Genomic DNA, 20,778 nt, shown 5'->3' with positions numbered 1-20,778 from the left:
CCTGTGGCGATGGAACAAAGAGTAGACCCGTTATTTCGGCCGCTGACCAAAAATGTGCAGGCGAACGTCATTGCCCGGCCGAGCCTGAGCAACGGACAGCAAGTCATCCGCAAGCTGGCGAAAAACAAGCTGGCAATGCTCGGGCTGTTCATTATCGTCGCGCTCGTGGCGATGGCGATTATCGGACCGAGCCTCGTCCCGTACAGCTACTCGGATCAAAGCCTGCTGACGAAAAATCAGCCCGTGTCGTCAGAGCACTGGTTTGGCACCGATGAACTCGGCCGGGACATGTTCGCCCGGACGTGGTACGGAGCGAGAATTTCCTTGACGATCGGGGTAGTCGCTGCGCTGATCGACCTCGTCATCGGGGTGACGGTCGGCGGGATCGCCGGCTACATGGCCGGGCGCGGCAAACGCGGCGACCGCATCGACACGATCATCATGCGCATCATTGAAGTGCTGTACGGCTTGCCGTATTTGTTGGTCGTCATTTTGCTGATGGTGGTCATGGAGCCGGGCATGTTGACGATCATCATCGCGCTGTCGGCCACCGGCTGGGTCGGGATGGCGCGGCTCGTGCGCGGGCAAATTTTGCAGTTGAAAAACCAGGAGTTCATTTTGGCTGCGCAAGTGCTCGGGGCCAAATTCAACCGGATTTTGCTTAAGCATTTGATTCCGAACACGTTTGGCGTCATTATCGTAAACTTGACCTTTACCATTCCGTCCGCGATTTTTGCCGAGTCGTTTTTGAGCTTTTTGGGACTGGGCGTGCAAGCGCCTGTGGCGAGCTGGGGGACGATGACCAACGACGGGCTGGGCGTCATTTTGACCGGAGACTGGTGGCGGTTGTTTTTCCCGGCGCTCATGATCTCGCTTGTGATGTTCGCTTTTAACGTATTTGGCGACGGCTTGCAGGATGCGCTCGATCCGCGCCTGCGCGACTGATGAGGGAGGGAGAGGAAATGACGATGAATCAGCATCTGCTTATGATCGACAACCTGCGCGTCAACTTCAAGACTTACGGTGGCGAGGTGCAGGCGGTGCGCGGCGTCTCCTTTCACGTAGACAAAGGAGAGACGGTCGCCATCGTGGGAGAGAGCGGCTGCGGGAAGAGCGTCACCGCACAAGCGATCATGGGACTGATCCCCAACCCGCCAGGCAAAATCGTCGGAGGGAGCATCGTTTTCGACGGACAGGAAATCAGCGGGCTTGAGAAAAAAGAACTGCTGGGCATTCGCGGCACGCAGATCGGGATGGTGTTCCAGGACCCGATGACGGCGCTCAACCCGACGATGAAGGTCGGAGCGCAAATCGTGGAAGGGTTCGTGCGCAGCCAGAAGGTCACGCGCGAGGAAGCGCGCCAGCGCGCCGTCGAGATGCTCAGACTGGTCGGCATTCCAGACCCGGAAAAGCGGATCGACCAGTACCCGCACCAGTTCAGCGGCGGTATGCGCCAGCGTGTCGTGATCGCGATTGCGCTCGCCTGCCAGCCGCGCCTCGTAATCGCCGACGAGCCGACTACAGCGCTCGACGTGACGATTCAGGCGCAAATTCTCGATTTGCTGAAGCGGCTGCAGGCGGAGCAGGAGCTGTCTGTCGTCATCATTACGCACGACCTCGGCGTCGTGGCGGAAATCGCGCACCGGATGGTCGTTATGTACGCGGGCATGGTCGTGGAGACCGGAACGGTCGAGGACGTGTTCGCCAATCCGCGCCATCCGTACACATGGGGCCTGATGCGCTCCCTGCCGCGGCTGGACGAGGGAGAAAAGCAACGGCTGGTGCCGATTGAGGGAACTCCGCCGGATTTGTTTGATCCGCCAAAAGGCTGCCCGTTTGCGGCACGCTGTGATTTTGCCATGGAAATATGCGACCAGCAGATGCCTGTCACAACCGACTTCGGGTGCGGCCATCAGGCGTCTTGCTGGCTGCACGATCCGCGGGCGCCGCGCATCGAGGAATTGGTCGCCGCAGGGAGGCAGGGAGTATGACAGAAGCGTTAGTTGATGTACGCGATTTGAAAAAGCATTTTTCCATCGGGCCTGGCTTTGACCTGAAAGCGGTAGATGGCGTGTCTTTTACGATTCAAAAAGGCGAGACGCTCGGCCTGGTCGGCGAGAGCGGCTGCGGCAAATCCACGCTGGGGCGGACGATCATCCGGCTGTATGAGAATACGGCAGGAGAAGTGCTGTTCCGCGGGAAAAACGTCCACCAACTGCGCGGCAAAGAGGTGGGCCAGTTCAATCGCGATGTCCAGATGATTTTCCAGGACCCGCAGGCGAGCCTCAATCCGCGGATGACGGTCGAGGATATCATTGCCGAGGGGCTGGACATTCATGGACTCGCCAAAGGCTCGCGCCGGGAGCGCGTCTCAGAGCTGCTTCAACTGGTCGGCCTGCACAAAGACCACGCCCAGCGGTTCCCGCACGAGTTCAGCGGAGGCCAGCGCCAGCGGATCGGCATTGCCCGTGCGCTCGCCGTCGAGCCGCAGTTCATCATCGCGGACGAACCGATCTCGGCGCTGGATGTCTCGATCCAGGCGCAAGTCGTCAATTTGCTGGAAGATTTGCAGCATGATCGCGGGCTTACGTATTTGTTCATCGCCCACGACCTGTCCATGGTCAAGCACATTTCCAACCGGATCGGCGTAATGTACTTGGGCAAAATGGTCGAGCTGGCGGCGAGCAACGAGCTGTACGCCCGGCCGCTCCACCCGTACACGCAGGCGCTGCTTTCCTCTGTGCCTGTCCCCGATCCGACGGTGAAGCGCGAGCGGATCGTGCTGCAAGGCGACTTGCCAAGCCCGGCGAACAAGCCGAGCGGCTGCGGCTTCCGCACGCGCTGCCCGCTCGCCACCGCGCGTTGCGCCGAGGAGGAGCCGAAGTGGCTGGAGGCGGAGCGCGGACATTGGGTAGCGTGCCACTTGATCGAAGCATAAGGAAAAAGGAAAGACTCGGGAAGGACGCCTCGTCAAAAGGGCGTCCTTTTGCGCATGCTGGTGGTGAAGGGCGAGAGATAGCGCATCTATGTCTAGCTATTTACAATAGTTATTTTTTTACATATAGTAAAGTGATCTGGGCTGAAAGGAAAGTGGGGGAGCGATCGGCCAATCACTGCTCCCCGCTCCCGAAACCAGCCAAAACTGCCGATGTAACGGAAAACAGGAAGAGAGCGAGGACCTGCCATGAATTTTTTCAAAAAGCTGTTTGGCGGTGTGGAAAGCAAAGAAAAGGCAAAGGACGGCACGGCGATATACACCTACAACCAGCAAGCCACTTCTGAACCGCCCGCCCCGATGCAATACGTGGAAGAGATCGTGACCCACTTTGAAGCGGTGTTTGCAGGCAGAGACAGCAGTGTTTTTCACGAGATTATTTCCGATACTATCCATATTGACGTGAACGTGATGAGCCCTACGGAAGAAGAGCCGTTTTGGGTGTTGTACACAAACGGGATGAGCGATTTGCCGATGACGATTCCGGATGAGATTCAGGAGCAGATGGAAGAGGTGGTCGATCGGGCGGAAGTGATGATGTTTTTGCCCGGCTCCTGGGAACTGACAGAAGAGTCGCTGCAGGATGAAAACAACTACTGGCCGATCCGGCTGATGAAGCAAATGGCGCGGTTTCCGCACCAGTACAATACGTGGCTGGGGTACGGGCACACGATTCCGAACTACGAGAACTATGAGCCGTATGCGGATGGGACAGGCTTAAACGGCGTGATTTTGTTTCAGTTGTCCGAGGAAGTCAGCGTCATTTCGGCAAAAGACGGAACGAGGATTCACGCTTTCTTCTTGCTTCCTTTATATAAGGAAGAGATGGAGTACAAGCTGGAGTACGGCATGGATGCGTTGTTGGAAAAACTGTTTGCCCTGGGCGATGACGCGCTCATTTTAAACCCGAACAGAGCAAATACGTGCAAGTAAAACAAGAGAAAGCTGCCGACCGTGGTTTTGGGTCCGTAGCTTTCTCGCGTTTTTAATCCATGCTGATTTGATAAAGATTGCCTGCATCGAGATCGTGCAGGAGAATGGAGAAGCTTGGTTTCCCCGGGCTTCGCAGCACATAGCCGCCCCAGTCTTTGCCGCCGTGCGCCGTATATCCGCTGACGTCCACGCCAAAAATGGCTTGGATCAGCTCCTTGGTCACGGGAATGGCTTCATCGCGCGCTTTGATGTGATAGTCATCGGTTACATGGGTCACTTTGTACACTTGCCCCGTTTTCGCGCCGATTGTCACCGAATAGCGCCCTTGTTCATTGCTGAGCAGCCACATCTCTTCGCTTTTGTCTGACCGTTTTTCGGCCTGGGAAAAGGACAGGTGGCTGTCGTTGGCGAAACGCTGCAAGGCTGTTTTCGCGATAGAGACTACTTTTGGATCTACGTCTTTCGGGTTGTAATGCAAGCGGAAGTCAACCACTCTGTTTGTGGCAAGATCGACGGTGACGTACTGTTGGTCCGCTAGCGGAAAGGAAAAATAGTGCACCCCCGTGCTTTTGAAAAACTGGGCTGTTTGCAGGTGAACCTGCTGGGAAGCTTCCTGGAATGCCTGCTGTGCCGTTTCTGCATATTTTTGCTGGGACGGCGTCAATTCGTTGAGCGCAAATTGGGCGGAGACCGTGCGAACTTCTGTCGTGCCAGGCTGGAACGTCACGATGGCTGCGTAATCTTTCGCGCGCACAATCGTGTATTCCGCTTCTTTTTCAAGCTCGGCAAAAGGAAAGGTTTTCGCAATGCCGCTCGCTGTTTGCACGGCTTTTTGCGCAGCGGCAAAATACGTTTGCTCCTCGGGAGTCAAAGCTGCATGGCCCGCCTGTTCAACCGGAGCGGAAAATGGTTGCAACCAGAAAAAACCGAGCAGCAAGCCGCAAGTAATCAGCCCGTTTGCCATCCAGCCGTAATACCTTTTTCGTTTGTTCACTTTTTCCAGTCGACCTCCTGCTTCGCGCACACCTTCTAGGATCGCCTGGCTTCGTTCCCGGGACAGGCTGGGCTGCGGGAATTGATTCAGCTCTTCCAGGATGATCTGCTCATCTCGTGATGGCATCGTGCATCACCTCCGCAATGGAAACATGCATGTTATTTTGAATTGCCTTCATTGCTCTGTGCATAGTGAGATTGACCTTGGCTTCGGTCCATCCTAAAACCTCCGCCGTCTCCTTACTCGACAAACCTTTGATTCCGCGCAGGATCAAAACGTCCCGATACGAACGCTTCAACTGATTGAGTATCTCGTACAGCAGACGTTTGTTTTCGCTTAGCTCCAGTGACTCTTCCGGTGTTTTATCGCGGGAAACGAGATGCTGCAAAAAGACATCTGGCAGCCAGTCGATTAGTTTGGCTCGGCGCCTTTCATCAATCGCTACATTTCGCGCAACGGCAAACAGCCACGTTTTTGGATTCTCAATCATCTCCGCTCGCCGTTGCACAGCTTTCAGCGCACGAACAAAAGTCTCCTGAACCAGATCGTCAATATCGGTTCGTCCGGTATAGTAGACGAGAAAGCGATAGACGTCCTGGCTGTATGCGTGAAACCATTGCTCGATGCGGGCGCCCGTACGCTCATCCAATGTGTTCCACCTCCTTGACACTGTAAAGACGGATAAGCTGCGGGCAATCTTTCAGTTCCCGCATAAAAAAATGGGAGAGTTCCGAAACGGGGCCGTCAAATCGGTCAGATCGCAGCAAAATCGGGCAGTAGCTGGCGAGTCCCCGCCAAGTGCCAAAGCAAAAAGGCTGCCGACTTGATCGACAGCCTGGGACGTCGCGAAAAGCGCGGACGTCTTTTTTGCTGGGGAAAATCTTTTTCCCACTCGCCATCGAGCGGTCCTTCCCCCGTAGCCAAACGCTGTTTATAAATAGTAGAAACAGGTAAGCACCAACGAAAATACGATCATTCCGGTCCCGGAGGAGAGAAACAGGGTCGTTGCCGCTCGCATGGCCGCTTCTTTTTTTTGCGCAAAAACGGGGTCGTCTCCCCGCACCAGATCGCTGTCCATCAGCCGTGGCTTGCGGAAAAAGAAGCTTTTCAACTGCTGGAAGCCGCGCAGAAAGATGGTGAAAAAACCGGAGCGGGTCACGACGACAGCACATCCGGCCATCAACAGGACGAGGCCGAACAGAAAGCTCTGGTTGATGTAGGGCAGCAAGGCAGGCGACTGGAAGCTCAAGCCGAGCGCGAAGCTGCTGACGACAGCAAGAACAACAATGAGTACAGGCCATTTTTTCAAGGTGAGTGCACGTCCTTTTTACGATAGGGTAGAAAAGCGCTGGGCCAGTTGGATAAAAGCGTGGACGGCTGGCGAGGCATCGCGCAAGGAGCGGACGGCGACGCCGATTTCGCGTTTCAAAGGCGGCGAGAGCTCGCGTGCGGCTACGGACGAAAGCGGCTCGGGCAAAGTAAGCGCGGGCACGACCGTCACTCCTACGCCGGCTTCGACCATGGCGAGAATGGTAGCGTTGTCCGCCACCTCATAGGCGACATTTGGCGTCAAATTAGCGGCGGCAAAAGCCGAGCCGATCAGAGCTTCACAGCCCGCCATCGGCATGATGAACGGCTCAGCCGCCAACTGGGACAGCGCAAGCTCCTTGGCTGCCGCAAGCGAGTGGCCGACAGGCAGGACGGCCAGCAAAGGGTCGTGCAAAAGCAAGACGCCTTCCAGCTCATCATCTGGCCAGGGAAGAAAGCCAACGTCTACGACGCCTGTGCGCAGCCACTCTTTGATCTCCTGGTAGCTGCCTTCAAACAGCCGCGTGTCCAGCTCGGGATAGGAGCCGTGCAGCGCCTTCAACAGCCGGGGCAACATCTGGACGGAGACGCTCGGAAACGCCCCGATGCGAATCGTCCCGGACAGAGAGCCGCCGTTCGCTTCTGCCGCGATTCGCTTCATCTGGCTGACCTGGTTCAGCACAATCCGGGCCGAGGCGGCGATTTGCTCGCCTGTAGCGGTCAGCCTGACTCCGCCGCGCTCGCGGATGAACAGGGAGATGCCGAGCTCTTTTTCGAGAGAGCGGATCGTGTGGCTTACGCCCGACTGGCTGAGGCCGATTTGCTCCCCGGCGCGGGTGAAGTTGCCCGTGTTCATGACCGCAATGAGTACTTCCATTTGAAACAGCGTCATCAAGGCCGGCGTCCTTCCATGAAGTTTTTATCATGTCTGACATGCCAAAGCTTCATTTTACAAGTCCGGCTCTCCCGACTAAGATGAGAAGCAAGAGCTGCGATCACAGGTGAAAAGGGGAGAGGAAGCGAATGAAAAACATACGTGTCTATCATGTTGACGCATTTACCCGAGAACCATTTGCGGGAAACCCGGCAGGCGTGGTTCCGGATGCAGGTACTTTGACTTTACCGCAAATGCAGAAGATTGCCAATGAGTTGAATCTTCCTGAGTCGGCCTTTTTGCAGCCGGCCGAGCACCCCGAGGCAGATTTTCGCATCCGCTATTTTTCGCCGACCGTCGAAATCGACTTTTGCGGCCATGCGACAGTGGCCTCTTCGTGGGTGCTCGCCACCGAGCTGGGCTGGCTTGCCAAAAGCAGCCGCATCGTCTTTGAAACAAATGTAGGGCTGATTCCGGTCGAGCTGGAAACGGCGGAGGGCAAGCTGCAACGGGTGCAGATGACGCAAATCAAGCCGTCGGTCAAAGAAATCGCGCTCGATCGCGCAGCCGTCGCGCGGATGGTCGGCATCGCCCCTGACGATCTGGACGAGCGCTACCCGCTGAAGCTCGCCTCGACTGGCGGCGTGCACCTGCTCGTGCCCGTCCGCAGCCGCGCGGCGATCGACCAGGCCGAGCCTTTGTTCGCCGAATTGGGCAACCTGAACAAACAGCACGGAATCACAACGACGCACCTTTTCACGACGGATGCGTCCAGCGGATTCGACTTGTACACCCGCGACTTCGCTCCGGCGATCGGAATTATGGAAGACCCGGTTACAGGAGCCGCGAACGGCGCGTTGGCAGGTTATCTGGCGCTGGAAAAGCTGCTTCCTGCCGGGGAACAGCATCATTTGGTCATCGGCCAAGGCCACGCCATCGACCGTCCGGGAACGTTGTACGTGACGGTAGACACGACTGGGCAGGACCCGGTTGTTCGCGTGGCGGGCGCGGCGCACGTGACGATTGCGGGACTTATGCGCGTGTAGGGAAAAGAAAAGCGAGTGGAAAAGACGTTCCTGGGGCCAGGGGCGTTTTTTTTGTTGGAGTTGAGCGCTTTTTTGAAAAAAGAGGGAAAAGAACAAATAAAATGATATTGAACCAATTTTAGTAATTCATTATAATTCAATCTGTGTGTTTTTAGGAATATTTTACTATTTTTGTTGCATTGTTGAAACTGTGGCAGGAAGAGAGGGGGGCTTCCGAAAGGGACAGGCTGGCTGACTTGCGAAGCATACGAGCAGGCAAATGAAAACTAAGAAAGATAAGGAGTTACCGGAATGAACCAGAGATTCATCCGTTTTATCAGCGTGTGGCAAGCATTCTTGTTCGTTTCGCTCCTGCTTCTGCAACTGGTTCCCGAGCATGCAGGGGCGAGCGCAAACAGCAAGACGTACTTGATCGGCTTTAAAAACAGCGAGAAGGCCACGGTGAGGGCGATTCAGCGCTCGTCCGTGCAACAGCTCAGTTCAAAGGTGATAGTAGCCAAACTGACGGAAAGCGAGAGGCAGGCGATGGCGCAAGACCAGAACGTCGCCTACATCGAGGAGGACAGTGAAACCGAGCTGGCGGCAATAGACCTGGCACAAACGCAGCAGGTGCCATGGGGCATCGCGCACATCGGAGCGAATGCAGCCCGCAACAAGCAGTACATGGGGAAGAACATCAAGATCGGGATTTTGGATACCGGGATTTCCAGCCATCCTGACCTGGAAGTCAAGGGCGGCGTTTCCTACATCGAGGACGAGCCCGGGTACGGCGACCACCATGGACACGGAACGGCAGTGGCAGGCGTAATCGCTGGCAAGGACAACGATTTTGGCATTGTCGGCGTCGCGCCAGAGGCGGACATTTATGCGATCAAGGTGTTGGACAAAAAAGGGCATGGCACGTACTCGGGCATGATTCAAGGGATTGAGTGGGCGATTCAAAACAAGCTGAACATCATCTCGATCAGCGCGGGCGGCTATATCGACAGCCGGGCGTTGCGCGACCAGATCAAAAGGGCCAATGACCACGGGCTGTTAGTCATTGCGGCGGCCGGGAACCGGGGCATCGGCGAAGAAACGGAGCTGTTCCCTGCCCAGTATGCAGAGGTGTTGTCGGTTGGCGCGATCGACCGGGAAAACCAGCGCGCCGATTTTTCCAGCGTCGGAAAAGGACTCGACCTGATGGCGCCTGGCGTCGACATCATGAGCACGTCGCTTGGCGGGGAATATCAGACGCGCTCGGGTACCTCTTTGGCTGCGCCACACGTGGCCGGGGCAGCGGCTGTGATCTGGTCTGAGAAGGGAAAGACTACGAATCGCGAAGTGCGCGAGCTATTGACAGAGAGCGCTACCCCGCTCGGCGAGTCCCGTTTTTACGGAAAAGGGCTGCTCAACCTGGAGGCGGCTTTGGGACAAGAGGAAGAAGCGGATTCCGAGATCGAAGCGCTGCAATCTTCTGTCAGCGAGCTTCCGTTGACACAAGGAGAAAGCCGCCAGTTGAAAGTGACGGCGAAGCGAACAGACGGCACGGTTCAGGACGTGACCGAGCAAGCCAGCTATACGAGCGAGGATGAACAGATCGCCAAGGTCAACCGCTCTGGTCTGGTCAGCGGGATCGGAACAGGCGAAACAAAAGTGATCGCACAGTTTGCAGGCAAGACGCTCGAGATTTCCGTCACGGTGCGCGAGGCTGCTCCATTAACGCCGCTTGGCGGGCTGGATCGTCCGGAAAACGGCGAACTGGTTAGCGGGCTGTACGAGGGAAAAGGCTGGTATCTTGACCCTGCGGGCGTTGCGCAAATCCGTATTTTGGTGGATGGAGTCCCGGTCGGCGAAGCGCAGTACGGCGATCCGCGACCAGATTTGGAGGCAAAATATCCGGCTTACCAAAATGCGCATGCCGGCTTTCATTTTTCATTGGATACCCGTGAAATGACGCCCGGGGCGCATACGCTTGCGGTCGCCATCGACAATACGCTGGGAGAGCAAACGCTGCTCGAAGGCACGACGTTCTACATTGGCGACAGTCCCGCGGCCGAAGGCTTGCAGGCAGATGTCAAGCGGCTGGAGCTTGCTCCCCGGAAAACGCATCAGTTGCTGATTTCCACCGTTTTGCAAGATCAGACGGTAAAAGATGTAACGGCACTCGCGACATACGCCTCTTCGGATGAAGGGGTTGCCGCGGTCAGCGATACGGGCCTGGTGCAAGCGATCGGGGCGGGAACCGCGACTGTGACCGTTTCCTACGAGGACAAGACGCTGTCCATCCCCGTCCACGTCAAAACAGAAGCAGCGCTGATAGCGCGCTGGGAAGTGGAGAAGCCGGCAGACCAGGCGACAGTAGCAGGCATGGCGCTTGTGGAAGGCTGGTACCTCGATCCGGCAGGGGTGCCCAAAATCGCGATAGAGCTGGACGGCGAGCGGTTGGGGGACGCCCGAACCGGACTGGCTCGGCCTGACATTGAAGCTGCGTATCCCGAGTATGAAAATCCGCAAGCAGGGTTTCAATACGCTTTCGATACGACAAAAGTCCAGGAAGGGCCACACGTGCTGAAAGTAATAGCAGTCAGCAACGACGGAACCGAGCGCGTACTGGCTGAGCGAACTGTGCTGGTCGAGCGGGAAGAAGCGGCGGCAAGCATTGTGGCGAGCACGAGCAAAATCGAGGTCACCCAAGGCAAGACGCAGCAGTTGGGCATTTCCGCGATGCTTCAAGACCAGCGGGTGAAGGACGTCACGAAAGAAGCGAGCTATACCGTCGAAAATCCCGCCTTGGCGAGCGTATCGCCTACCGGGCTTGTGACGGGGCTGGAACCAGGGCAAACAACGATTACCGTTCACTATCAAACGCATACGCTGGCGCTCCCCGTCCAGGTAAAAGCCGCAGCACAATTGGCGCAAGGCGGGATAGACAACCCACAAGACAACGCCACGATCAGCGGCGTCTACCCGGTGACCGGCTGGTTTTTTGCCTCTTCCGGAGTGGCGAACGTCGAGGTGCTGGTGGATGGAGTAGTGGCAGGGGAAGCCACGTACGGCATCGCTCGTCCAGAGGTCGAGATTTCGGATGTCTCCGTCTCCGATCGAGACATCGGCTTCCAATACAGCCTCGATACCGGACGATTGCTGGAAGGAACACATACGATTGCAGTCAGAGGAACAGGCAAGGACGGCAAGCAGACGATGATTGGCACGAGAAGTGTTCAAGTCGTCCAGTTGCTGCCTGCGACAGCGCTCAGTGTGAACGATACGGAACTGCGGCTTCCGCAGGGAAAAACCCGTCAGCTTGCGGTCATGGCCGTCCTAGCCGATCAGAGCAAGCACGATGTCACGAAGCTGGCTTTGTACACGGTGGACAATGCATCAGTGGCGAAGGTCAGCCCAGAGGGCCTGGTAACGGCTGTCGCCCAGGGAACGACGAGCGTGACGATCCGCTACGGAGAACTGAGCGTCCAGATTCCCGTTACGGTCACGGAATCAGAGCCGTTGCAAGCTACAGGAGAGATCGAGACGCCCGTAAACGGCGCGATCGTTCAAGGCTCCACTACGGTAGCCGGCTGGTTTTTAACGTCTGCGCCCGTCACCCGCTACGATGTTTTGCTCGATGGGACCGTCATCGGAATAGCAACACCCGGGATCGCTCGACCAGACATCGCCTTGCTGCACCCGGATTATGAAAACAGCCATGCGGGGTTCAGCTATGCGCTTGATCTGTCCGGGCTGCAAGCGGGCGAGCATACGGTTGCGGTGATCGCCGTCGATCAGGAAGGAAAGCAGCATCCTTTGCCGGAGAAACGCTTCGTGATCGGGCAGACAGCGCCAGCGCTGCGTTTGCAGTACGGGGAGCAGCCTCTCGTCTTGCCGAAAGCTGCGAGCAAAAGCTTGTCGATCACGGCCATTCTGGAGGATCAAAGCGCCAGGGAGGTCACAGGTGAAGCGGTGTATGCGCACGAGCATACCGACGTCATTCACGTCAGTCCGCTGGGTGTCGTGACAGGACTCAAAGTCGGCATGGCCAAAGTCGTCGCCAGCTACGGCGGGCAAACGGTCACGATTCCTGTCGTGGTAACCGAGACGGAAGCGGAGTCTCAGCAGGCAAAAGGCCAGTTGGAGCTTCCGTTCGAGCGCGCTGTCATTGGCGGCACGACCACGCTGCAAGGCTGGATACTGGACCCGGCGGGAATCGCCAAAGTGGACGTCCTCGTAGACGGGCAATTCCAGGGCACGGCCGAATACGGAGAGCCGCGCCCCGACATTGCCGCGCTGTATCCGCACTACCGTCAGGCTAACGCAGGATTTCGCTATCAGTTGGACACGCTCCAATTTTCCGAAGGGGCGCACAAAATAACCGTGCGTGCGACCAATAAAGAGGGAGTAGAGAGCGTTGTTTTGGACAGGGAAGTGACGATTGGCCCCGTTGCCGCGCTGACCGCCAACCTGACCAGCATCGAGTTGGAAAAGGACAAGATAGTCGCCCTGCACCTAACGGCCACACATCGTGACGGCAGCACGAAGGAAGTAACTGCCGAAGCGGCGTACGCCATTCAGGATGCGCTGCTTGCCAAAGTCGATGCATCGGGCGCAGTAACTGCCCTTGCTTCAGGCTATACGACATTGACGGTTACCTATGCGGGCATCGTGCTGACCATCCCCGTCCAGGTGAAGGGCGAGGGCGCAAGCACGGGCGGAGCTATCGACACCCCGGCGGACCAGGAAGTGGTGAGCGGGCAGTATAACGTCACCGGCTGGTTCGTGCCAGCGGGCGAACTGGAAAAAGTGGAAGTGTTGCTGGATGGGCAGCTCCTTGGCGAAGCCACCTACGGGCTGGACAGACCAGACGTGCTGCGCACGCATCCGGAGAGCAAGGAACAGAAGCCAGGCTTTGCTTATTTGCTGCAAGCCGATCAGCAGCCAACAGGCGAGCACAAGCTGACCGTGCTGGTCACGGAAAAAGACGGCAAGCAAACGAGCATGGAGAAGGCGATCACCATTGTCGAATCCATTCCCGATACGTACACGTATTGGCTGCAATTTTCCAATCAGCAAGGGAAAAACAACTGGTCGTACCTGGAGGCAAACGGAGAGCGCTACACCGAGCTGGTCTGGAATGCCGAGACGGAGGAATGGAAAAGCGAACAAGGCGATACAGCAATCGGAAATACATGGCTGAAAGTAGGCGGTTCGGAGCCTGTCATTCGCTGGGAGGCGCCGCGTTCCGGGAAAATTCTCGTCAGCGGCTGGGCTTCGATGATCGACCTGAACGAAGGAGACGGCGTCAACGTCCGCATCTTGAAAAACGACGGGCAAATCTGGCCAGCTTCTGGCTGGCAGTCCATCGAGCACAACGATGAGATCGGCGTGGAGTTTGCGGAGGAACTGGAAGTTGAGGCAGGAGACAAGCTTTCTTTTCAAGTGAACGCCAAAGAAACCGAAGCGGGCGACCTGCTCAAGTGGACGCCGGAAATTCGCTACCTGTCCACCGAGATTCAGGATAACGCGGCTCCCCAGGTGTATTTGACCACCCCGGTAGCCGGAAAAGTTATCAGTGAGGTAAGCGGAGAGGATGTCATTATTTTGTCCGGCCAGGTGCTGGACCCGAACATAAGGGACCAGGTCAGCGTCTGGTACCAAATTGACGACCAGGAAGCGCGCCAGATCGCGTTGTTCACGGCTTCCGAGCAGGCGCACTCCTTTTTGTATCACGTGCCCGTGCAACATTTGAACCCGGACGATTTGTACGCCCTAAAGGTTTGGGCCGTCGACCAGAAAGCGCAAAAATCGCAGGTGGAGAAGCTCGACTTCCGCCTGGACATGCGAGCGCAAGCGAAGGAAAAGGACCCGATCTATATTGATGCCACCTGGAAAACTCCGCGAAATAACGCGGAATTTAGCAAGGGACAAAAAGTGATGTTTACCTGGGAGTATATAAATGCGACTCCCTATAATCGGTACTACGACAAGATTACCGGACAGGAGCTGACCATTTACATCCGGCAATCCGGCATGGTTACGCGCTCGATCAAGGAAAAATTGTCTGCGCAAGCGCGGTCGTATGAATTTGACACTTCTTCGATTGTGAAAAATGCCACGGTGGAAGCGCAACTGCGCACGATCATGGGCGACGTGCCATCGTTCGTGGAAGGTTCCACGACGAAAGTGAATTTCAGCGTGATGACCACAAATCAGCCGCCGATGCTGGAGGAGACGAATCTGGTCACGATTGATGGCGGGCTGACGGGACACATCAACTACACCATCAAGGAAAACGATGTGACCGACGTGATTGTCGCGAAAAAAATTCGCGTCGGATTTACGCCGGGCGGGAATGAGCTGGGCGAAAAAATGGAAGTCGTTCCGGAGAAGGACCAAGTCCGCCGCATCGTGGAGCGCTATCGTTTTCCGATCACCCAGGACATGCTGTTTAAAACGGTTTATTGGACAGCACAGGCACAGGATAACCGCGGGGCGTGGACGGAGCCGGAGGTCAAATCTGCCCGCATGGTAGATGTCCTCCCGAACCTGGTCGTTTTTACGCCTGCCGTCAAGCAAACGATCGACGTGAGCGAGACGTTTACGCTGGAAGGGACCTATACGCGGATGCAGCCAGGAGAGGTTCTCTCTGGAAAAGTCAATCCGATGAACGCCGCTAAAAAAATGACGACGACGAGCACATCCGGACATTGGCTGTTCAGATGGACAGGAGCGGAACTGGGGCAAGACACGTATAAAAACATCGAAGTGAAAAGCAGCAGCGGAAGTGTAGCTTTATATTACGGTGTGCTTACGGTAGAAAAGAAACCGGGCGCTCCGACCATTGTGAACGTAGAAGCTGACGCGACCTCCATCAAAGTTTATTGGAATCCGGTCGCAGGGGCACAAAACTATGGGATCAGACTGGATAACAATTTGAGCAGAACGGTGGAGAGCGGCACCAGCTACACGTTTACCGGGCTTCAACCAAGCAGAGTGTACACGATTACGCTTTGGGCCATTAGCCCGTCCGGCGTCAGCAGCTACAGCAGCTCGATCACGGTGGAGACGAAGCCGGCGGAAGGAAATTTCACGCTGGTGCAGGAGAACAGCCCGATTCGCATGCACTTCCCTGCCAATCAGGCGAAGTATTTCAAGATCGTGGCGAAGACGAGCGGGACTTACCAGTTCACGCTCAATAACGACTCCGGCTCTTTAGCCAATGCCAAAATCTCCGTCTTCCGCAGCGCAACCTTGCAGCCGCAAGACCAAATCGCTGCAGGAGAGAACGGAAGTGTCAGTGCGGCTTTTGTCGCGGGGAAAACGTATTATCTGCAAATCGTTTCCAACAGTTCCCTGTACGCCACGCTTCTGGCCAAAGCAAGCGGTGAGACCATCGCGCTCAACCAGGCCAAGGAGATCACGATTCCGGCGGGGCAATCTGTCGAGTTTTCCATGAATGCAGTCGTTCCCGGAAAGTATCGCATGGTGACCGAGTTGAAAAACCCGACGGGCAAGTACCCGACAGTGACCTTGCTCGCCAACGGAAACGTCGTGACTCCCAAGGAAAAGCCAAGCGCGGCTGAAGTGATCTACGAGCTGGCGACGGGCACCTACACGATCAGGCTGACGAATACAGACAGTGCGCCCGCCAACATCTGGTTTACCGTCTTTGCCCCGTTGGCCGGGGGGACGTTGTACGAATACGTCTACGATCAAAACAACCGCATCACCGCGATCAAGGAAAACGGCGCGGTCAGCGTCAGCTTTACCCACGACGACAATGGAAACATATTGAAAAGCGTGAAGCAAACCGTTGCGCCGCCACCTCGGGCGACCGCCTTGAAGCTTGATCTGGACAAAGTGGACTTGTCATCCGGCGGCTCCAAGTCGATCAAGGTGATGGCGACGTTGGAAAACGGCAGCCAGGTGGATGTAACGGCCCAAGTCGTGTACGTCGTGGAGAATCCTTCTGTGGCCTACATCAGCAATGGCCTTGTTTACGCGGTCAATGGCGGCACGACAAAGGCACAGTTGTACTACGGCGGCCAAACGAAAACACTCACGATCACCGTGCAAGCGCCTGCTGTCCGCTTGTCGTCCATAAGCCTCAGCCCGCAGCAAACCACGCTGACGGCAGGGCAAATCCAGCGCGTCTACGCGACCGCTTTTTTCACGGACGGAAGCAGCAAAGACGTAAACAGCGTAGCCAGCTTCCAGACGTCGAACCCGTCTGTCGCACAAGTGAGCCGTCAAGGTGTCGTCACAGGAATCGCGCCCGGCACGGCAACCATCACCGCCTCCTACGACGGGAAAAGCGCCTCGGCTCAAGTCGTTGTACAAGGCGCGTATCTTCAGGAGCTGAAAGCAACCCCTGCGCAACTGTCGCTTACGGCAGGAAACAAGGGACAACTGAACATCGCCGCCACCTATTCCAATGGCGTCGCGGACAACGTGACGCAGCAAGCAGAGTACACGAGCAATAGCCCTGCGGTTGCCTCCGTCGAGAGCGGCGGAATCGTGACAGCGCGGGCGGAAGGTACGACGCAAATAACGGTCAGGTATGGCGGAAAGAGCACCACGGTTTCGGTCACGGTCTCGGGCAGCTTGGTCACCCTCGTGTCTGTGGGAGTCCAGCCGCAAGCGGTCAGCATCAAAAAAGGGGCCACCCAGCAACTGGATGTAAAAGCGACCTACAGCGACAGCAGCGTGACGAATATTACCAATAAAGCCGTGTATCAAAGCGCCCAGCCTGCGATTGCAACAGTTGCGGCCAGCGGGGTAATTACGGGCGTAGCAGTCGGGTCAACAACGGTCACGATCACGTTTGAAGGCAAGACAGTCGCGGTGCCTGTGCAAATCACCGAGGCCCAGGAGCCGGTGCAGAGCCTGACCGCAACCCCTGCCAGCCTGAATCTTTTGGCAGGGAAAACAGAAACCTTGCAAGTGACAGCCACTTACAAAGACGGCAAAACCGCCGATGTAAGCAAACAAGCGGCGTACGTCTCCCAAGATCCGACCGTCGCAACCGTCCAGGCAGACGGACTCGTCACAGCCGTCAAGCCAGGTAACACAAGCATCCAGATTTCGCACGGGGGAGTGAGCACCAGCGTTCCGGTCGCTGTCGCAGTCGAAAACGCGCTGGTGGATATCAAGCTCGTACCAGAAGACATTGCGCTGCTGGAAAAAGCGACAAAACAGCTCGTCGTCAAGGCCGTGTACGCAGACGGAACCGAGACGGACATCACCGACAAAGCGCAGTATGCCGTAGACGACCCGGCGATTGCCACCGTTAGCGCGAGCGGACTGATCTCAGCAGGTAAAGCGGGTAGCGCTACGGTTGTGGTGGAGTTTTCTGGGAAGCAGCGAAGCGTGGTGGTGAAAGTAAGGAAGGAAATAGAAGCGGGCAGCAAGTTGCGTACCCTATCAGCGGGTGGGGGTCACACGCTCATGGTCAAAGAAGACGGAACCTTGTGGGCATGGGGCCAAAATGAGAAGGGCCAACTGGGAGACGGGACAACGCAAAACCGGAGTACGCCAGTCGAAAGCATGCTGGTGATCTCGGCCAAGCAGCTAGCCGCAGCACCAAGCACTGTCCTGTTGCCTCCGTCGCAGAGCAAGCCCTTGAAAGTGACCGCAACCTACGCAAACGGCAGCACCCAGGATGTGACTACGCAGGCCACATATGAAAGCAGTCATCCCGAGATTGCCGCTGTAGATGCTACAGGAGTAGTGACATCGGGAACAAAGGCCGGGACTGCTACGATCACGATTCGCTATTACGATCAGACGATAACCGTTCCGATTCAGGTTGAGGAAGTCTCAACCCGAGCTAAACGCCTGTCAGCAGGTGGAAGCCACACATTGCTGGTCAAAGAAGATGGAACGGTGTGGGCGTGGGGGCAAAACGAGAAAGGCCAACTGGGAGACGGAACGACGCAAAACCGGAGTACGCCAGTGAAAAGCATGCTGGTGATCTCCGCCAAGCAGCTAGCAGCAGCACCAAGCACTGTTCTGTTGCCTCCGTCGCAGAGCAAACCGTTGAAAGTGACTGCAACCTACGCAAACGGCAGCACTCAGGATGTGACTACGCAGGCGACATATGAAAGCAGTCATCCCGAGATAGCCGCAGTCAATGCCACCGGGGTGATTACCGCAGGAGGAACGCCAGGGACCGCTACGATCACGATTCGCTATTACGATCAAACGATCACCGTTCCTGTCCAGGTTGAGGAAGTCTCAACCCGAGCTAAGCGCCTGTCAGCAGGTGGAAGCCACACATTGCTGGTCAAAGAAGATGGAACGGTGTGGGCGTGGGGGCAAAACGAGAAAGGGCAACTGGGAGACGGAACGACGCAAAACCGGAGTACGCCAGTGAAAAGCATGCTGGTGATCTCCGCCAAGCAGCTAGCAGCAGCACCAAGCACTGTTCTGTTGCCTCCGTCGCAGAGCAAACCGTTGAAAGTGACTGCAACCTACGCAAACGGCAGCACTCAGGATGTGACTACGCAGGCGACATATGAAAGCAGTCATCCCGAGATAGCCGCAGTCAATGCCACCGGGGTGATTACCGCAGGAGGAACGCCAGGGACCGCTACGATCACGATTCGCTATTACGATCAAACGATCACCGTTCCTGTCCAGGTTGAGGAAGTCTCAACCCGAGCTAAACGCCTGTCAGCAGGTGGAAGCCACACATTGCTGGTCAAAGAAGATGGAACGGTGTGGGCGTGGGGGCAAAACGAGAAAGGCCAACTGGGAGACGGAACGACGCAAAACCGGAGTACGCCAGTGAAAAGCATGCTGGTGATCTCCGCCAAGCAGCTAGCAGCAGCACCAAGCACTGTTCTGTTGCCTCCGTCGCAGAGCAAACCGGTGAAAGTGACTGCAACCTACGCAAACGGCAGCACTCAGGATGTGACTACGCAGGCGACATATGAAAGCAGTCATCCCGAGGTTGCCGCAGTCAATGCCACCGGGGTGATTACAGCAGGAGGAACGCCAGGGACTGCCACGATCACGGTTCGTTATTACGATCAGACGATCACCGTTCCTGTACAAGTCAAGGAAGTAGCTACTCAAGCTAAACGCTTGTCCGCGGGTGGAAGTCACACATTGCTGGTCAAAGAAGATGGAACGGTGTGGGCATGGGGTCAAAACGAGAAAGGCCAACTGGGAGACGGAACAACGCAGAACCGGAGTACACCAGTGAAAAGCATGCTGGTGATCTCAGCCAAGCAGCTAGCAGCAGCACCAAGCACTGTTCTGTTGCCTCCGGCGCAGAGTAAGCCGTTGAAAGTGACCGCAACCTACGCAAACGGCAGCACCCAGGATGTCACCACACAGGCCACATATGAAAGCAGCCATCCCGAGATAGCCGCAGTCAATACCACCGGGGTGATTACAGCAGGAGGAACGTCAGGGACTACCACGATCACGGTTCGCTATTACGATCAGACGATAACCGTTCCTGTACAAGTCAAGGAAGTAGCTACCCAAGCCAAACGCCTGTCAGCAGGTGGAGCTCACACATTGCTGGTCACAGAAGACGGAACGGTGTGGGCATGGGGCCAAAACGAGAAAGGCCAATTAGGAGATGGTACAACGATAAATAGGCCAGTTCCTGTTAAAACGAATGGACAATAACATGGAGGGAAACAAAATGAAGAAAAGAAACACGATCGTAAAAACAGTAACGAATATTTTCCTGACACTGGTGACAATCCTTACCCTGTCACAAAACCCTGTATCTGCAGCAGAAAATGCAGTGAGTAGCGCTGCAGGGTCTAGACACTCTCTTGTTTTAAAAGGAGATGGAACGGTCTGGTCCTGGGGGGATAATTCTTACGGTCAATTAGGAGATGGTACTACGATTCAGCAAAATGTCCCTGTTCAAGTAAAAGGACTGACAAACGTTACGCGCATCGCCGCAGGAAGTGACTTTAGCTTGGCTTTAAAAGCTGATGGGACGGTTTGGAGCTGGGGAAATAATAGCTATGGTCAGTTAGGGGACGGCAAAACAAGTGCTAGTTATACTCCTGTTCAAGCAGTTGGTCTCACCGACGTGATCGAGATAGCCGCCGGGTCTTATCATGGATTAGCCCTAAAGAAAGATGGAACGGTTTGGATGTGGGGAAATTTTTTAAACGGCTCATACAGTAAGCCTTTCCAAGTAGGAGGTATAGCTGATGTAAAAGAGATAGCTGCCGGGTCTGGTTTTAATCTGGCTGTCAAAAAAGACGGAACTGTATGGGCGTGGGGATATAATAACTCTGGTCAATTAGGAAATAACAATACTAATAATACGCCATCTCCAACGAAAATAGGGACTCTTGCTAATATTGTTTCCGTGGCCGCGGGAAGTGGAAGTGGTTATGCCCTGGATGTAGACGGAAAAGTTTACGCTTGGGGATACAATGGTTATGGCCAATTAGGAGACGGAACGAGTACAAATCGACTTCAGCCAGTGCAGGTAACAGATTTAACTGACATCGAAGAAATTTCTAGCGGATCGTATGCGTATCATGTTTTAGCCCGAAAGAAAGACGGAACGATTTATGCTTGGGGACGTGGTAACTATGGTCAAGTAGGAAACGGTACAACTTCGAACAGCAGCAGACCAGTAAAAATCACACTCCCCTAACCACCAATCCCCCCT

11 protein-coding genes are annotated in these 20,778 nt (G+C 55.8%); 7 read left to right on the top strand and 4 right to left on the bottom strand.

Going from position 1 to position 20,778, the window contains the following annotated elements:
- The first annotated feature begins 9 nt into the window (after positions 1–9).
- The 4 genes from AC27IT_RS03715 (at position 10) to AC27IT_RS03700 (ending at position 3,928) form a co-directional block, all read left to right on the top strand.
- Positions 10–945 carry an ABC transporter permease gene (locus AC27IT_RS03715; protein ID WP_206699011.1) on the top strand — a complete coding sequence of 312 codons (936 nt, stop codon included), beginning with the start codon at positions 10–12 and terminating at the stop codon, positions 943–945.
- A 23-nt stretch (positions 946–968) separates the two neighbouring features.
- On the top strand, positions 969–1,991 hold the full coding sequence (locus AC27IT_RS03710; RefSeq protein WP_327921039.1) for an ABC transporter ATP-binding protein: 1,023 nt from the start codon (positions 969–971) through the stop codon (positions 1,989–1,991).
- Complete coding sequence (locus AC27IT_RS03705; protein ID WP_005833735.1) at positions 1,988–2,938, top strand: ABC transporter ATP-binding protein; 951 nt, start codon at positions 1,988–1,990, stop codon at positions 2,936–2,938. Before AC27IT_RS03710 ends, AC27IT_RS03705 begins: the two co-directional genes overlap by 4 nt.
- A gap of 246 nt (positions 2,939–3,184) precedes the next feature.
- Positions 3,185–3,928 (top strand): suppressor of fused domain protein, encoded by a 744-nt coding sequence (locus AC27IT_RS03700; protein ID WP_026557785.1) that lies wholly within the window; start codon positions 3,185–3,187, stop codon positions 3,926–3,928.
- A 52-nt stretch (positions 3,929–3,980) separates the two neighbouring features.
- On the opposite strand, the gene AC27IT_RS03695 is transcribed toward AC27IT_RS03700, so the two are convergent.
- The 4 genes from AC27IT_RS03695 to AC27IT_RS03680 form a co-directional block, all read right to left on the bottom strand.
- On the bottom strand, positions 3,981–5,048 hold the full coding sequence (locus AC27IT_RS03695; protein WP_283858996.1) for a hypothetical protein: 1,068 nt from the start codon (positions 5,046–5,048) through the stop codon (positions 3,981–3,983).
- On the bottom strand, positions 5,032–5,571 hold the full coding sequence (locus tag AC27IT_RS03690) for an RNA polymerase sigma factor (protein WP_005833729.1): 540 nt from the start codon (positions 5,569–5,571) through the stop codon (positions 5,032–5,034). Before AC27IT_RS03690 ends, AC27IT_RS03695 begins: the two co-directional genes overlap by 17 nt.
- Positions 5,572–5,853: 282 nt before the next feature.
- Complete coding sequence (locus tag AC27IT_RS03685) at positions 5,854–6,231, bottom strand: DUF3899 domain-containing protein (protein WP_122952538.1); 378 nt, start codon at positions 6,229–6,231, stop codon at positions 5,854–5,856.
- Between the two features lie 18 nt (positions 6,232–6,249).
- Positions 6,250–7,122, bottom strand: coding sequence for a LysR family transcriptional regulator (locus AC27IT_RS03680; protein WP_026557787.1), 873 nt, complete (start codon positions 7,120–7,122; stop codon positions 6,250–6,252).
- Positions 7,123–7,253: 131 nt separating this feature from the next.
- Between AC27IT_RS03680 and AC27IT_RS03675 the strand changes: the two genes are divergently transcribed.
- The 3 genes from AC27IT_RS03675 (at position 7,254) to AC27IT_RS03665 (ending at position 20,763) form a co-directional block, all read left to right on the top strand.
- The gene (locus tag AC27IT_RS03675; protein ID WP_026557788.1) at positions 7,254–8,150 is read left to right on the top strand and encodes a PhzF family phenazine biosynthesis protein; all 897 of its coding nucleotides are present in this window, start codon (positions 7,254–7,256) and stop codon (positions 8,148–8,150) included.
- A gap of 291 nt (positions 8,151–8,441) precedes the next feature.
- Positions 8,442–19,766 carry an Ig-like domain-containing protein gene (locus AC27IT_RS03670; RefSeq protein WP_487091602.1) on the top strand — a complete coding sequence of 3,775 codons (11,325 nt, stop codon included), beginning with the start codon at positions 8,442–8,444 and terminating at the stop codon, positions 19,764–19,766.
- A 16-nt stretch (positions 19,767–19,782) separates the two neighbouring features.
- Positions 19,783–20,763 carry an RCC1 domain-containing protein gene (locus tag AC27IT_RS03665; protein ID WP_487091601.1) on the top strand — a complete coding sequence of 327 codons (981 nt, stop codon included), beginning with the start codon at positions 19,783–19,785 and terminating at the stop codon, positions 20,761–20,763.
- Positions 20,764–20,778: the final 15 nt, after the last annotated feature.

The organism is Brevibacillus sp. YAE8, from assembly GCF_057543335.1.
Note: the sequence above shows the minus strand (reverse complement) of the source record. Positions and strands in the feature narration are given on the sequence as shown.

Bases quoted from the DNA above. Each gene is read 5' to 3' on its own strand.
- AC27IT_RS03705 (WP_005833735.1), top strand. From the start codon at position 1,988: ATGACAGAAGCGTTAGTTGATGTACGCGATTTGAAAAAGCATTTTTCC.
- AC27IT_RS03710 (WP_327921039.1), top strand. From the start codon at position 969: ATGAATCAGCATCTGCTTATGATCGACAACCTGCGCGTCAACTTCAAG.
- AC27IT_RS03675 (WP_026557788.1), top strand. From the start codon at position 7,254: ATGAAAAACATACGTGTCTATCATGTTGACGCATTTACCCGAGAACCA.
- AC27IT_RS03665 (WP_487091601.1), top strand. From the start codon at position 19,783: ATGAAGAAAAGAAACACGATCGTAAAAACAGTAACGAATATTTTCCTG.
- AC27IT_RS03715 (WP_206699011.1), top strand. From the start codon at position 10: ATGGAACAAAGAGTAGACCCGTTATTTCGGCCGCTGACCAAAAATGTG.
- AC27IT_RS03695 (WP_283858996.1), bottom strand. From the start codon at position 5,048: ATGCCATCACGAGATGAGCAGATCATCCTGGAAGAGCTGAATCAATTC.
- AC27IT_RS03670 (WP_487091602.1), top strand. From the start codon at position 8,442: ATGAACCAGAGATTCATCCGTTTTATCAGCGTGTGGCAAGCATTCTTG.
- AC27IT_RS03700 (WP_026557785.1), top strand. From the start codon at position 3,185: ATGAATTTTTTCAAAAAGCTGTTTGGCGGTGTGGAAAGCAAAGAAAAG.
- AC27IT_RS03680 (WP_026557787.1), bottom strand. From the start codon at position 7,122: ATGACGCTGTTTCAAATGGAAGTACTCATTGCGGTCATGAACACGGGC.